Here is a 14,391-nt window from a genome sequence, read left to right as displayed (position 1 = left end):
GTCGATGCAGCACTCCCTACCCGCTGCGCGAGCGCCATATGCACTCCGTGCCACCGGCGCGCGACGCACGGCAATGCCTCCGCGCGGCATTCTGGCCGATTCTTGAAGGCTCCCGCCGCGGGGCGCTCAGACCCCGAAGTGTTTGCGCAGCCGCTTTTGCAGGTCGGCGACGAACTTGCCGCGCTTGGGCCTTGCCTCCACCGAGCCCAGGACGGAAAAGCCGTTCACGACGACGACCGGTGCCTCCGGATCTCCCGATTCGAGTGTGGTCACCTCGAAAGTGCCGAATACGCCGCTGCCGCTGCCGCGCAGCGAGATGTTCTCCGGCACCCTGATCTCGACGCTGCCGAAGACGGAGGTGGCGTTGATGACCGTCAGCCGTTGGCCGAAAAGCGCCTCGGTCAGATCGATCTCCACGCTGCCGAAGAGAGCGAAGGCGTTGGTACGGCCACCGACCCGCCAACGGCCCTTGCGGGTCGCGCTGCTGAAGATCGCGACGAGGTTGTCCGGGGGCCCGTCGGGGGCCCCGGAGCCGTACGCGTACGACTCGGCGCCCGCACGCGGGCCGGAGGCCGCGGGCAGATCGCGGACCAGGGGCTGGAGTTCGTCGAGGGTCTTGGCCCGGTAGACGAGGTCGACGCGCTCGGCGTGCTCCTCCGCCGTCAGGCGGCCCTCGGCCATCGCCTCCCGCAGGATGTCGGCGATCCGGTCCCGGTCGGCGTCGGAGGCGCGCATGCCGCCGGGTGCCGGATCGGCCGACGCGACAGGCTGCTGGGGCTGCTTCTGTAGGTCCACCGCGTCAGCGTACCCAGACGCGATAGATCGCGACTAGCCTCCCGGCCGGACACACCACGGGTTTCAGCCGGGACAGCGCCCAGCCCATTCCGGCCCAGCCCCACCCCGGCCCCAGCCCCGGCCCGGCCCCGGCCCCGCGCGCACCGCGCCCCTCTCCAGGTGAGCCCTACCTCACGGGACCGCTCCCGGCGCGGCGCTCTACCCTGGTGGATGCGCTGGCCGAGGGAGGCCAGCCGCTGTCGCCGAGTGAGGAATGGCCGTCATGCCAGAGTTTGCGTACTCCGATCTGCTCCCGCTGGGAGAGGACACCACGCCGTACCGCCTGGTGACCGCCGAGGGTGTCTCCACCTTCGAGGCCGACGGCCGTACGTTCCTCAAGGTCGCGCCGGAGGCGCTGCGCACGCTGGCCGCCGAGGCGATGCACGACATCTCGCACTACCTGCGCCCGGCCCACCTCGCGCAGCTGCGGCGGATCGTGGACGACCCCGAGGCGTCCTCCAACGACAAGTTCGTGGCGCTGGACCTCCTGAAGAACGCCAATATCGCCGCCGCGGGCGTGCTGCCGATGTGCCAGGACACCGGCACGGCGATCGTCATGGGCAAACGCGGCCAGAACGTGCTGACCGAGGGCGGTGACGAGGAGGCGCTGTCGCACGGCATCTTCGACGCGTACACCAAGCTCAACCTGCGCTACTCGCAGATGGCCCCGCTGACCATGTGGGACGAGAAGAACACCGGCTCCAACCTGCCGGCCCAGATCGAGCTGTACGCCACCGACGGCGGCGCGTACAAGTTCCTCTTCATGGCGAAGGGCGGCGGCTCGGCCAACAAGTCGTTCCTCTACCAGGAGACGAAGGCCGTCCTGAACGAAGCCTCCATGATGAGGTTCCTGGAGGAGAAGATCCGTTCGCTGGGCACCGCGGCCTGCCCGCCGTACCACCTGGCGATCGTGGTGGGCGGCACCTCGGCCGAGTTCGCGCTGAAGACCGCGAAGTACGCCTCCGCGCACTACCTGGACGAGCTGCCCGCCGAGGGCTCCCCCACCGGGCACGGCTTCCGGGACAAGGAGCTGGAGGAGAAGGTCTTCGAGCTGACGCAGAGGATCGGGATCGGCGCGCAGTTCGGCGGCAAGTACTTCTGCCACGACGTGCGCGTGGTGCGCCTGCCCCGGCACGGCGCGTCGCTGCCCGTGGCCATCGCCGTCTCGTGCTCGGCGGACCGCCAGGCCACCGCGAAGATCACCGCCGAGGGCGTCTTCCTGGAGCAGTTGGAGAAGGACCCGGCGCGCTTCCTCCCGGACACCACCGACGAGCACCTCGACGAGGCCGGCGACGTGGTCAGGATCGACCTCAACCGGCCGATGGACGAGGTGCTGGCCGAGCTGACCAAGTACCCGGTCAAGACCCGGCTCTCGCTGAACGGCCCGCTGGTCGTGGCGCGCGACATCGCGCACGCCAAGATCAAGGAGCGGCTGGACGCGGGCGAGGAGATGCCGCAGTACCTCAAGGACCACCCGGTGTACTACGCGGGCCCGGCGAAGACGCCCGAAGGGTACGCGTCCGGGTCGTTCGGCCCGACGACGGCCGGCCGGATGGACAGCTACGTCGCGCAGTTCCAGGCGGCTGGCGGCTCCAAGGTGATGCTCGCCAAGGGCAACCGCAGCAAGCAGGTCACCGACGCCTGCGACGCGCACGGCGGCTTCTACCTCGGCTCGATCGGCGGCCCGGCGGCCCGGCTCGCGCAGGACTGCATCAAGAAGGTCGAGGTCGTCGAGTACGAGGAGCTCGGCATGGAGGCGGTCTGGCGGATCGAGGTCGAGGACTTCCCGGCGTTCGTCGTCGTGGACGACAAGGGCAACGACTTCTTCACCGAGCCCGCCCCGGCTCCGACGTTCACCAGCATCCCGGTGCGGGGCCCCGGCCTCGGCTGAGCCGGCCGCGGCCGGGACCGGGACCGGGACCGAAGGAGACCGGAAGAGACCGGAAGAGACCGGAAGAAGGCACCGAGGAGGGGCGTCCCGTACGGGGGCGCCCCTCACGCCTGTTCGCGGCCCTCCAGCAGGCCCGACGTCGCCACCAGATAGCCCAGTTGGGCCCGGCTGGTGCTGCCGAGCTGCTCGGAGACCTTGCGCATGTGCTCGGCCACGCTGCGGCGGCTCATGCCGATCCGGCGGGCGATGGCGGCATCCGTCTCGCCGTTGACGACGGCCCGGAGGATCGCCCGCTGGAGGTCGGAGGTGACGACCGGGGTGCGCAGCGGGGCCCGCTCCGGGCGGACCGGGACCGAACGGGCCCACGCCTCGTCGAAGTTGCGGGCCAGGAAGCGGACCAGCGACGGGTGCTGGACGCGCAGGGCGGTGTGCGGTTCGTCGGAGTACGGGATGAACGCGAGGTCCCGGTCGAAGACGATGACCCGGTCGACGACCTCCGGCAGCGTCCTGACCTCCGCGCCCTCGGCGGTCACCTGCTCGATGTACGCCAGCGTGGTGCGGTCGGAGCGGACGGTGTGCTGGTAGAGGGTGCGCTGGCGGATGCCCCGGCGCAGGTTGCCGAGGTCGCGCGGCAGCGACTCGCGCAGGATGTGGGCCGGGCGTCCGCCGCCCGGATGGGCCGTGCGGACCTCGGCGCGGCAGCCGCTGACCCCGGCGTGCAGGGCCTTGCTGATGACGGCCTCGCCGGAGAGCCGGGTGAGCTCGGGGCGGTCGCGGCGGTGCGCGTCGGCGTGCAGGGCCTCGAAGGCGGCGAGCGCGGCGCGGGCGGAGCGCAGGGTGCGGCGCTGTTCGGCGATGGCCTCCTCGATCGGCGCCAGGGCGGCGAACGAGGCCGTCTCCGGTGGTACGGGGAGGAGGCGGCCGGGCGGCGCGTCCGGATCGGCGACCATCAGATGCAGGGCCCGCAGGCACGCGGGGACCTGCCGCTCGGGAAGGCCGCCCTCGGACAGCGCGCGCCGATAGGTCGTGAGCGCGGCTTCGCAGGGTTTTTCCGGTATCCACCGGTCCGACGGTGATTCACGGCAATCACATGCCGGTGAGCGGTAATGATCGTCCTTCACAAGGATGCAGATTACCTTTGTGCAATCCGCGAACGTCCGCCGTGGAGCCGCCCTGAACGAGTATGGGTGAGTGACATCCGGTACCGAACGCGCTGACGGCCTGTCGGAAATCCATCGGCGTACGGGTCGGCACCGCACCGCCGGAACGCGTGTGACAGCACGTTCCGCGCACGGCGTCGCCGATTACCCGGCACCGGATTCGCACCCGCTTCCCACGGCGCGTTCCCGGGGGGAACGGGGCCCGGCGCGCTTCGCGCCGGATTCACAGGGGGAATCCGGCGCACGCCGTGAGGAAAGGGCCGCCACCCGGCGGTCGCTGTGCCCCCTCGCCCGTACGGGCGGTTCGACCGCGCCCGGGACGGGGGTCCGGGCGCGGTCGGGCGGGCGGCGGGCCCGCCGGAGGCCGGCACGTACGGCGAAATCCAGCCAATCTCGTGAGGCGATGACGCCAGGGCCAGGCACGGGCCGGAACGGGCGCACCGGGCGCTGCGCCGCCCGCACCGGATCCGGCCGGACCGGCGCGGGCGACCGCCGGGGCCGTTGCTGTCGGCGCGCCCGGCCCCGTACCGCGCGTTCCGGCGTCCCGGAAGGCCGCCGCCCCCGGAGCCCGGGAGACCGGGACCGGGTGGCGGGCGCGCGGGCCCGTACCGCCGCTTTCTTGCAGCGGGCCCCGCGCCGGACTTGCGTCCCGCCCGGACCGCGCGGAGGGTGGCCCGCGACGTCAAGGGCTCCCCACGGCCCCTGAACCGCAGACCTCGCCCCACCGAACCGCCCCTTCTCGTCACCACCGTCCGCCCGCGGGGTCCGCGCCCGGTCCGACCGGCCGGCGCCCGGAGTCCGCGGGAGCGCTCCTGCGGCGGCCCGTGCGGCGACCACGCCGACGGCCCGGAGCGGATACAGCGCGGAGCCCGACCGGCTCGGCGGACCTTCACCCTCGCAGCCACTGCCGAACACCGGAAAGGCGGACGCCGTATGACTCCGGCCCCCCACCGAAGCCACACCGACGACCTGCTCTCCTTCATCGCCGCCGGCCCCTCGCCGTACCACGTGGTGGCGAACACCGCCGAGCGCCTGGAGAAGGCCGGCTTCCGCGAGCTGCACGGCACGGACGACTGGGCCGGGGCGACCGGCGGCAGCTTCGTCAGCCGGGCCGGCGCGCTGATCGCCTGGTACGTGCCCGAGGGCGCTCCGGCGCACACCCCGTTCCGTATCGTCGGCACCCACACCGATTCGCCCAACCTGCGGGTCAAGCCCGCGCCCGACACCGGCTCGTCGGGCTGGCGGCAGATCGGGGTGGAGATCTACGGCGGCGTCCCGCTGAACACCTGGCTCGACCGGGACCTGGGCATCTCCGGGCGGCTGGCCCTGCGCGGCGGCCCGGACGGCGCTCCGCGCGGACGCCTGGTGCACATCGACGAACCCCTGCTGCGGGTGCCGCAGTTGGCCATCCACCTCGACCGGTCGGTCAACGACGGACTGGCCCTGGACCGGCAGCGCCACCTCGCCCCGGTCTGGGCGCTGGGCGATCCGCGGGAGGGCGAGCTGCTGCGGCTGGTGGCCGCCTCCGCCGGGGAGGACCCGGCCGACGTGGTGGGCTGGGACCTGATGCTGCACGACGTCCAGCCGCCCGGGTACCTGGGCGTGGACCGGGAGTTCGTGGTGGCGCCCCGGCTGGACAACCAGATCTCGGTGCACGCGGGGCTCACCGCCCTGATCGAGGCGGCGACCGGGACGGAGCAGCCGTCGTTCGTGCCGGTGCTGGCCGCCTTCGACCACGAGGAGGTCGGCAGCGCGTCGGAGACGGGCGCGCAGAGCCCGTTGCTGGAGCGGGTGCTGTCGCGGTCCGTCGCGGCGCGGGGCGGCAGCGGCGAGGACTGGTCGCGGGCGCTGGCGGGCGCCTTCTGCGTCTCGGCCGACATGGCGCACGCGGTGCACCCGAACTACGCGGAGCGGCACGACCCCGACCACCGTCCGCTGCCCGGCGGCGGCCCCACGGTCAAGGTGAACGTCAACCAGCGCTACGCCACCGACAGCACCGGCATCGCGATGTTCGCGGCGGCGTGCGAGCGGGCCGGCGCGCCGTGGCAGCGGTTCGTGTCGAACAACGCGATGCCGTGCGGTACGTCGATCGGGCCGCTGACGGCGGCGCGGCTCGGGATCGCCACGGTGGACGTCGGTGTGCCGGGGCTGTCGATGCACTCGGCGCGCGAGATGTGCGGGGTGGACGATCCGGCGCATCTCGCGGCGGCCCTCGGCGCGCTCATGGCCGGGGACTGGCGGCTCCCGTAGGAGGTCGTCCGGCGGTGCCGGGTCCCCAGGCGCCGACGGCCTCGCCGCTGATCCCGCCGTCGCCCAGCGGGATCAGTCCGGTCCTCCCTTCCGCGAAGCCCTCGAAGCTGCTGTGCGTGCGCCTCATCGCGCCTCCCGGTGAGTGGTTGCCCCCGGTGTTTACTGGCCGGTGGGCCGGTGGGCCGCTGGGCCGCTGGGGCACACGCACGACAAGACACATGCTCATCTTTTTCGGGAGGTTCGAACACCATGGTCGACACGTCCGGCCGCGCAGAGTTCCGGATCGAGCACGACTCGATGGGCGAGGTGCGGGTCCCCGCCCACGCCAAGTGGCGGGCGCAGACCCAGCGGGCGGTGGAGAACTTCCCCGTCTCCGGGCAGCGCCTGGAGCGCTCGCACATCGAGGCGCTGGCGCGGATCAAGGCAGCCGCCGCCAAGGTCAACGCCGAGCTGGAGGTGCTGGACCCGGAGATCGCGCGGGCGATCCGGGAGGCGGCGGACGAGGTGGCCTCGGGCCGCTGGGACGAGCACTTCCCGGTGGACGTCTTCCAGACCGGCTCCGGCACCTCCTCGAACATGAACGCCAACGAGGTCATCGCCACCCTCGCCACCGAGCGCCTGGGCCGCGAGGTGCACCCCAACGACCACGTCAACGCCTCGCAGTCCTCCAACGACGTCTTCCCGTCCTCCATCCACATCGCGGCGACCGCCGCCGTCACCGCCGACCTGATCCCGGCGCTGGAGCACCTGGCCGCCTCGCTGGGGCGGAAATCGGCCGAATTCGCGGAGGTCGTGAAGTCCGGTCGTACGCACCTGATGGACGCCACACCCGTCACTCTCGGCCAGGAGTTCGGCGGCTACGCGGCGCAGATCGCGTACGGCGTCGAGCGGCTGCGGTCCTCGCTGCCACGCCTGGCCGAGCTGCCGCTGGGCGGTACGGCGGTGGGCACCGGCATCAACACCCCGGCCGGCTTCTCCGCCGCCGTGATCGCCGAGGTGGCCGCCGCCACCGGGCTGCCGCTGACCGAGGCGCGCGACCACTTCGAGGCGCAGGGCGCGCGGGACGGGCTCGTGGAGACGTCCGGCCAGCTCCGTACCATCGGCGTCTCGCTGACGAAGATCTGCAACGATCTGCGCTGGATGGCCTCGGGCCCGCGCACCGGACTGGCCGAAATCAATCTGCCTGACCTCCAGCCGGGCTCGTCGATCATGCCGGGCAAGGTCAACCCGGTGATCCCGGAGGCGGTCCTGATGGTCGCCGCCCAGGTGACCGGCAACGACGCCACGGTCGCGGCGGCGGGCGCGGCGGGCAACTTCGAACTGAACGTCATGCTGCCGGTCATCGCGAAGAATCTGCTGGAGTCCGTGCGCCTGCTCGCGAACGCGTCCCGGCTGCTGGCCGACCGCACCGTGGACGGCGTCACCGCCAACGTCGAACGGGCCCGCGCCTACGCCGAGTCCTCCCCCTCGGTGGTGACCCCGCTCAACCGGTACATCGGCTACGAGGAGGCGGCGAAGGTCGCCAAGCGCTCCCTGGCGGACGGCGCCACGATCCGCGAGACCGTCCTGGCCTCGGGTTACGTCGAGCGCGGCGACCTGACCGAGGAACAGCTCGACGAGGCGCTGGACGTGTTGGGGATGACGCGGCCCTGAGAGCGCTTCCGCCCGCCCGTGACACGTGGGTGACCAGAGTCGCAGCGGGCGGGCGGAAGCGGTCCGTAAGATCCCTCCATGACAGGTACGGGAGAGTGCGCACGCTGGGCGCCGGGGGACCAGATCCTCTGGCGCTACCGCGACAACGGCCGGGCCCACCGGGCGGCCGACGCCCCGCCCGTGCACATCTGCCGCCCGGTGACCGTCGTCCAGGACACCCACGACCTGCTCGCCGTCTGGATGGCCCCCGGCACCGAGTGCGTACGCCCGGTGCTGGCCGACGGCACGCAGGTGCACGCGGAGCCGCTGGCCACGCGCTACACCGCTCCGCGCACCACCGTGCGCTCCACCTGGTTCGGCTCGGGCGTCCTGAAGCTCGCCCGACCCGGCGAACCGTGGTCCGTCTGGCTGTTCTGGGACCGCGGCTGGCTCTTCCGCAACTGGTACGTGAACCTGGAGGAGCCGCGCACCCGCTGGACCGGCGGGGTGGATTCCGAGGATCACTTTCTCGACATCTCCGTCCACCCGGACCGGAGCTGGAAGTGGCTCGACGAGGACGAGTTCGCCCAGGCGCAGCGCGTCGGCCTGATGGACCGGCGCACCGCCGCGGGCGTCAGAAGGGCAGGCCGCAGGGCCGTGGGCGTGATCCGCGAGTGGGGCTCGCCGTTCCGGGACGGCTGGGAGCACTGGCGGCCCGATCCGGCCTGGCAGGTGCCCCCGCTGCCGGATGACTGGGACCGCACCCCGGCCCCCATGCCGTCGTGAGACCCTGGACGCGTCCCTCGGGCGGCCCGGTCGGCAGGACCGGTCGCACGCGGGGCCGGCCGCCGCAACCGGCGGGAGCCACACCGGATCTGACCACAAGTCACAGCACCGGTCGTGCGGAGCGGACGGGTTACGGCCCCGATCGCGCCGCCCGGTCGCAGGACCACTACGAGGGGGTGGAGACGTGCTCGCCGGCCGCTGCCCCGTCGCCCGGAGCGCTGTAGACCGGAGCGCTGTGGACCGGCCATCCCGCGGACGCCCGGTTTCGGCCCCGCGTCCGGGGGCATCCGCAGACAGCCGTTGTTCTTACCGCGCTTGCCGGGGCACAGTAGCGCCCCACGAGGCGACTGCCTCACACAACCGGCCCGGACGGACGGAATCCCACGCGTGACGGAGCACCCCACCTCCCACGAAGGCCGGCAGCCGCTCGCGGCCCGGCAGCAGGAGCGCACCCGGCCCCGGCAGCAGGACGCGGTGGCCGCGGCCGCCGCTGCCGCGATCCCGGCCCCGGCCACCGCGCCGAACCCGAACCCGAATCCGGGCCCCGGACCGGCCGCGGTCGCCGAGGCTCAGGCGGCGACCCGCCGCGAGGGCGACCGGCTGCGCTTCGTCGGCGCGGCGACCCGGCGGATCGCCCGGGGCATCGACCTCGACGAGATCGTGCTGGGCCTGTGCCGGGCGAGCGTGCCGACGTTCTCCGACGCCATCCTGGTCTATCTCCGCGACCCGCTCCCGGTCGGCGACGAGCGGCCGGTGAGCCCGTTCGTGCTGCGGCTGCGGCGCAGCGACCGCCTGAGGCTGACCGACGAGGAGGGCGAGAGCGGTACGGAGACGGAGCGGCTGCGGCTGCCGGTCACCGACCCGCACGCCGACCTGATGCCCGCCGCCGAGCTGTGCGAGGTGCGGGCGGGCGGGGCGCTGGCGGAGGTGCTGCGCGGAGTGCGCCCCGTCTTCGGCGACTCCGCCGCCGCCCGCGCCGCGCTGCCCGAGCTGCTGGGATCCGGCCGTACGGTCCCCACCGGGCACCGCGCGATCCTCGCCCCGCTGCGCGGCCGGCGCCGGGTGATCGGGGCCGCGGTCTTCGTGCGCGGTGCGGAGCGCGGCCCGTTCGAGGCCAGCGACCTGCTGGTCGCGGCGCAGCTGGCGACGCACACGGCGCTCGGCATCGACAAGGCCGTGCTGTACGGGCGCGAGGCGTACATCGCCGACGAGCTCCAGCGGACCATGCTGCCCGACTCGCTGCCGCAGCCGACCGGCGTCCGGCTCGCCTCGCGCTATCTGCCGGCCGCCGAGACGGCCCGGGTCGGCGGCGACTGGTACGACGCGATCCCGCTGCCCGGCAGCCGGGTCGCGCTGGTCGTCGGCGACGTCATGGGCCACTCCATGACCTCGGCGGCGATCATGGGCCAGCTCCGCACCACGGCGCAGACCCTGGCGGGTCTGGACCTGCCGCCGCAGGAGGTCCTGCACCATCTGGACGAACAGGCGCAGCGGCTCGGCAGCGACCGCATGGCGACCTGCCTGTACGCGGTGTACGACCCCGTCGCGCACCGCATCACCATCGCCAACGCCGGGCACCCGCCGCCCGTGCTGCTCCACCTCGGCGGCCGGGCCGAGGTGCTGCGCGTGCCGCCGGGGGCCCCGATCGGGGTGGGCGGCGTCGACTTCGAGGCGGTGGAGCTGGACGCGCCGGCGGGGGCCACGCTGCTGCTGTACACGGACGGCCTCGTGGAGTCGCGGCTGCGGGACGTGTGGACGGGCATCGAGCAGCTGCGGGAGCGGCTGGCCGCCACCGCGCAGCTCACCGGCCCGGACCACTCGCCGCCGCTGGAAGCGCTCTGCGACGACGTGCTGGACATGCTCGGTCCCGGCGACCGGGACGACGACATCGCGCTGCTCGCCGCCCGCTTCGACGGGATCGCCCCGAGCGACGTGGCCTACTGGTACCTGGAGCCGGAGGACGCGGCCCCCGGCCGGGCCCGCAGACTGGCCCGCCGGGCGCTCAGCCGCTGGGGCCTGGACGAGATCGCGGACGAGGTGGAACTGCTGGTCAGCGAGGTGGTCACCAATGCCGTGCGCTACGCGGAGCGACCGGTGACGCTGCGGTTGCTGCGTACCGACATCCTGCGCTGCGAGGTCGGCGACGACTCTCCGCAGCTGCCCCGGCAGCGCCGGGCGCGGGAGACGGACGAGGGCGGCCGGGGACTGTTCCTGGTGAACCGGCTGGCCCGGCGCTGGGGCGGGACGCGCCTGTCGACGGGCAAGGTCGTCTGGTTCGAAATGGCGACCCGGGGGCAGTAGGGCGGACGGGGACCGCCACGGTGACGGGCCGCGGCGAAATGTTGCCGACCCCGAAACGTCGGAGTTGACTGCATTCGTGAAGGCGGCGTCCCGTGTGCCCGGACGGCGTCGGAGCGACCTGCATACCCCCCACTACCGACGGGAGGACGCTCGTGACCGAGAAAACCCCGAAGCTTCCGTACACCACGAACAACGCAGGGATTCCGGTGGAGAGCGACGAACACTCGCTCACCGTCGGAGCGGACGGCCCGATCCTGCTGCAGGACCACTACCTGATCGAGAAGATGGCCCAGTTCAACCGGGAACGGGTCCCCGAACGGGTCGTGCACGCCAAGGGCTCCGGCGCCTATGGAACCTTCGTCGTGACGAACGACGTCAGCCAGTTCACCAAGGCGGACCTCTTCCAGCCGGGCCGGCGGACGGACATGCTCGCCCGCTTCTCCACGGTCGCCGGTGAGCAGGGCTCGCCCGACACCTGGCGCGACCCGCGCGGCTTCGCACTGAAGTTCTACACCGAGCAGGGCAACTACGACATGGTCGGCAACAACACGCCGGTCTTCTTCGTACGGGACCCGATGAAGTTCCAGGACTTCATCCGCTCGCAGAAGCGCCGCCCGGACAGCGGGGTGCGCGACCACGACATGCAGTGGGACTTCTGGTCCCTCTCGCCGGAGAGCGCCCACCAGGTCACCTGGCTGATGGGCGACCGCGGCATTCCGAAGACGTACCGGAACATGGACGGCTTCAGCTCCCACACCTACATGTGGGTGAACGCGGGCGGCGAGCGGTTCTGGGTGAAGTACCAGTTCAAGACCGACCAGGGCATCGACTTCTACACGCAGGACGACGCCGACGCGATGGCGGGCACGGACGGCGACGTCCACCGCCGCGACCTGTTCGAGTCGATCCGCACGGGCGACCACCCGAGCTGGACGATGTACGTCCAGGTGATGCCGTTCGAGGACGCGCCGGACTACCGGTTCAACCCGTTCGACCTGACGAAGGTGTGGCCGCACGGCGACTACCCGCTGATCGAGGTCGGCCGGATGACGCTGAACGAGAACCCGGAGGACTTCTTCGTCCACATCGAGCAGGCCTCGTTCGAACCGTCGAACCTGGTCCCGGGCATCGGACCGTCGCCGGACAAGATGCTGCTGGGCCGGCTGTTCTCGTATCCGGACACCCACCGGTACCGGATCGGCCCGAACTACGCCCAGCTCCCGCCGAACCGGCCGCGCCACGGGGTGAACTCGTACTCCAAGGACGGCCCGATGCGCTACGAGCCGACCCGGACGGGCGCGGTGTACGCGCCGAACTCGTACGGCGGTCCGGCCGCCGACACCGAGCGGTACGGCGACCCGGCGGGCTGGGCGACGGCGGGCGAGATGGTGCACGAGGCGTACAAGCCGCACAGCGAGGACGACGACTGGGGCCAGGCGGGCACGCTGGTGCGCGAGGTGCTGGACGACGCGGCGCGCGACCGGCTCGTGTCCAACATCTCCGGCCATCTGCTGGACGGCGTGAGCCGCCCGGTGCTGGACCGGTCGCTTCAGTACTGGCGCAACGTGGACAAGGACCTCGGCGACCGGGTCGCGAAGAAGGTCAACGGCGGCTGACCGGCCGGCGGACGTGAGGAGGGGGGCTGCGCCTGCGGGCGCCGCCCCCCCTCCTCACGCCGAGACGCGCGGCGGACCCGGTGCTCAGGGCAGGGGCAGTCCGTCGTCGTTGCCCGGCCCGTCCTCTCCGTCGGGGTCGGGCGGCAGGTCCGGAGTCGTGCTCGGGGTGGGCGGCGTCGTGCTCGGCGGGGGCGGCGGCGGGACGCTCTCGCTGGGCGACTCGCTCGGCGTCCGGGACGGCGACGTGGAGGGGCTGGGCTTCTCGGACGGCGTGGGCTCCTCGGACGGGGTGCTGGACGGGGACGGCGGCGGCGGGACCTCGCCGCGCTCCACGTCCTCCAGGTCGAACCGCGCGTCCGAGCCGCCGCCCAGGGCTCCGAGCGTGTAGTCCGCCCAGATCCTGGCCGGGAAGCCGCCGCCGTTGGCCCGGCCGGAGTTGGCCGTGCCGGTCAGCGAGACCTGCCGGCCGCCCGTGCCCTCGCCGAACAGGGCGACGACGGTGGTCAGCTCGGGGGTGTAGCCGGCGAACCAGGCGGACTTGTTCTCCTCCGAGGTGCCGGTCTTGCCCGCGGCCTGGTAGGCCGGGCTGTCGGCGGCGCGGCCCGATCCGGCGTCGACGACGCCGGTGAGCGCGGAGGTCACCGTGTCGGCCGAGGCGCGGCTGATCGCCTGCTCCTTCTTCGGCTGCCGGGGCGTGACCGTGCGGTCGCGGTGCTCGGCGGACTTCAGGATGTGCGGGGTGACCCGCTTGCCGTGGTTGTCGAGGGTCGCGTACACCCCGGCCATGTCGGCGGTCGAGGCGTTCATGGTGCCGAGGCTGACGGCGGGCCGCTCGGGGAAGTTCTTGTCGGGCACGCCGAGGGCGAGCGCGGTCTTCTTCACGGCGGTGGGCGTCACGTCGACGATCATCTGGGCGAAGACGGAGTTGACCGAGTTGTTCATCGCCTGCTGGACGGGTATCCGCCCGTAGCTGCGGTCGTCCTCGTTCTGCGGCTTGAACGGGTCGTCGGGGGTGTCGCCGCCGACGACGGGCCGCCGGCTGGTGCCGTCGTAGATGGTGTTGAGCCCGATCTGCGCACCGTCCTGCGTCTTCGCCTCGTTCTCCAGGGCGGAGGCGAGCACCAGCGGCTTGAAGGTCGAGGCGGGCTGGTAGTCCTGGCGGGTGGCGTTGTTCGTGTAGTGCTTCACGTAGTCCTCGCCGCCGTACATCGCGACGATGCGGCCCGTCTTCGGGTCGACGGAGGTCGCGCCGGCCTGCACGGTGGCGTCGACCTTGTTGCCCTCGCGGTCCAGCTGCGACTCCAGCTCCTTGTCCACCGACTTCTCCAGCTGCTGCTGGCGCTTGCGGTCGATGTTCAGGGTGAAGGTCCAGCCGCCCGCCTCGCGGTCCGCCGCGGAGATGCCCTGCTTGTCCAGCTCCTTGTTGGCCGCCTCCACGAGATAGCCGGTCTGCCCCTCCATGCCCTTGGGGGGCTTGGGCTTCTGCGGCACGGGGAACTTCAGCCCGGCGCGCTCGGAGGCGTCCAGCCACTTCATCTCGACCATGTTGTCGAGGGTGTAGGCCCAGCGTTCTTTGACCAGCCGCTTGCCGGTGTCGCCGGCGACCGCCCAGTCGTACTGGCTGGGGGCCTGGAGCAGCGAGGCGAGGTACGCGCCCTGGGCGACGTTCAGCTCCTCGGCGTCGACGCCGTAGTACGCCTGGGCCGCCGCCTGGATGCCGTTGGCGCCGCGGCCGTAGTAGGCGGTGTTGATGTACCCGGCGAGGATGTAGTCCTTGGACTTGCCCTGGTCGACCTTGAGCGAGATGACCAGTTCCTTGAGCTTGCGGCTCACGGTCGGGTCCTGCGTCAGGTAGTAGTTCTTCACGTACTGCTGGGTGATGGTCGAGCCGCCCTGCTTGCCCTTGCCGCTGAGCGTGTTG

General features: G+C 72.4%; 9 protein-coding genes. 6 read left to right on the top strand and 3 right to left on the bottom strand.

Going from position 1 to position 14,391, the window contains the following annotated elements:
- Positions 1 to 126 precede the first annotated feature (126 nt).
- On the bottom strand, positions 127 to 795 hold the full coding sequence (locus tag EES43_RS19330; protein ID WP_124269862.1) for a DUF1707 SHOCT-like domain-containing protein: 669 nt from the start codon (positions 793 to 795) through the stop codon (positions 127 to 129).
- Between the two features lie 262 nt (positions 796 to 1,057).
- On the opposite strand from EES43_RS19330, the gene EES43_RS19325 reads away from it, so the two are divergent.
- A complete protein-coding gene (locus EES43_RS19325) occupies positions 1,058 to 2,725 on the top strand; it encodes a fumarate hydratase (RefSeq protein WP_124269861.1) in 1,668 nt (555 codons plus the stop codon).
- Between the two features lie 104 nt (positions 2,726 to 2,829).
- Here EES43_RS19325 and EES43_RS19320 read toward each other — a convergent pair whose 3' ends face one another.
- Entirely contained in the window at positions 2,830 to 3,846 is a 1,017-nt protein-coding gene (locus EES43_RS19320; RefSeq protein WP_124269860.1) for a LuxR C-terminal-related transcriptional regulator, read from the bottom strand.
- Positions 3,847 to 4,818: 972 nt separating this feature from the next.
- Between EES43_RS19320 and EES43_RS19315 the strand changes: the two genes are divergently transcribed.
- From EES43_RS19315 to EES43_RS19295, 5 genes are all read left to right on the top strand, one after another.
- Positions 4,819 to 6,135, top strand: a complete 1,317-nt coding sequence (locus tag EES43_RS19315) for a M18 family aminopeptidase (protein ID WP_124269859.1) — start codon at positions 4,819 to 4,821, stop codon at positions 6,133 to 6,135.
- A 249-nt stretch (positions 6,136 to 6,384) separates the two neighbouring features.
- The gene (locus EES43_RS19310; RefSeq protein ID WP_124269858.1) at positions 6,385 to 7,788 is read left to right on the top strand and encodes a class II fumarate hydratase; all 1,404 of its coding nucleotides are present in this window, start codon (positions 6,385 to 6,387) and stop codon (positions 7,786 to 7,788) included.
- Positions 7,789 to 7,866: 78 nt separating this feature from the next.
- The gene (locus EES43_RS19305; protein WP_124269857.1) at positions 7,867 to 8,553 is read left to right on the top strand and encodes a cytidylyl-2-hydroxypropylphosphonate hydrolase; all 687 of its coding nucleotides are present in this window, start codon (positions 7,867 to 7,869) and stop codon (positions 8,551 to 8,553) included.
- Positions 8,554 to 8,940: 387 nt separating this feature from the next.
- Positions 8,941 to 10,854, top strand: a complete 1,914-nt coding sequence (locus EES43_RS19300; protein ID WP_124269856.1) for a SpoIIE family protein phosphatase — start codon at positions 8,941 to 8,943, stop codon at positions 10,852 to 10,854.
- 152 nt (positions 10,855 to 11,006) lie between these two features.
- Entirely contained in the window at positions 11,007 to 12,470 is a 1,464-nt protein-coding gene (locus EES43_RS19295) for a catalase (RefSeq protein ID WP_124269855.1), read from the top strand.
- An 84-nt stretch (positions 12,471 to 12,554) separates the two neighbouring features.
- Here the strand turns inward: EES43_RS19295 and EES43_RS19290 are convergent.
- A partial coding sequence (locus EES43_RS19290) for a transglycosylase domain-containing protein (RefSeq protein ID WP_164493203.1) occupies positions 12,555 to 14,391 on the bottom strand: 1,837 nt, incomplete at its 5' end.

This window comes from Streptomyces sp. ADI96-02 (genome assembly GCF_003846185.1).
Classification (GTDB): Bacteria; Actinomycetota; Actinomycetes; order Streptomycetales; family Streptomycetaceae; genus Streptomyces.
Note: the sequence above shows the minus strand (reverse complement) of the source record. Positions and strands in the feature narration are given on the sequence as shown.

Coding starts and splice junctions, on each gene's coding strand:
- EES43_RS19325 (WP_124269861.1), top strand. CDS start 1,058: ATGCCAGAGTTTGCGTACTCCGATCTGCTCCCGCTGGGAGAGGACACC.
- EES43_RS19315 (WP_124269859.1), top strand. CDS start 4,819: ATGACTCCGGCCCCCCACCGAAGCCACACCGACGACCTGCTCTCCTTC.
- EES43_RS19310 (WP_124269858.1), top strand. CDS start 6,385: ATGGTCGACACGTCCGGCCGCGCAGAGTTCCGGATCGAGCACGACTCG.
- EES43_RS19305 (WP_124269857.1), top strand. CDS start 7,867: ATGACAGGTACGGGAGAGTGCGCACGCTGGGCGCCGGGGGACCAGATC.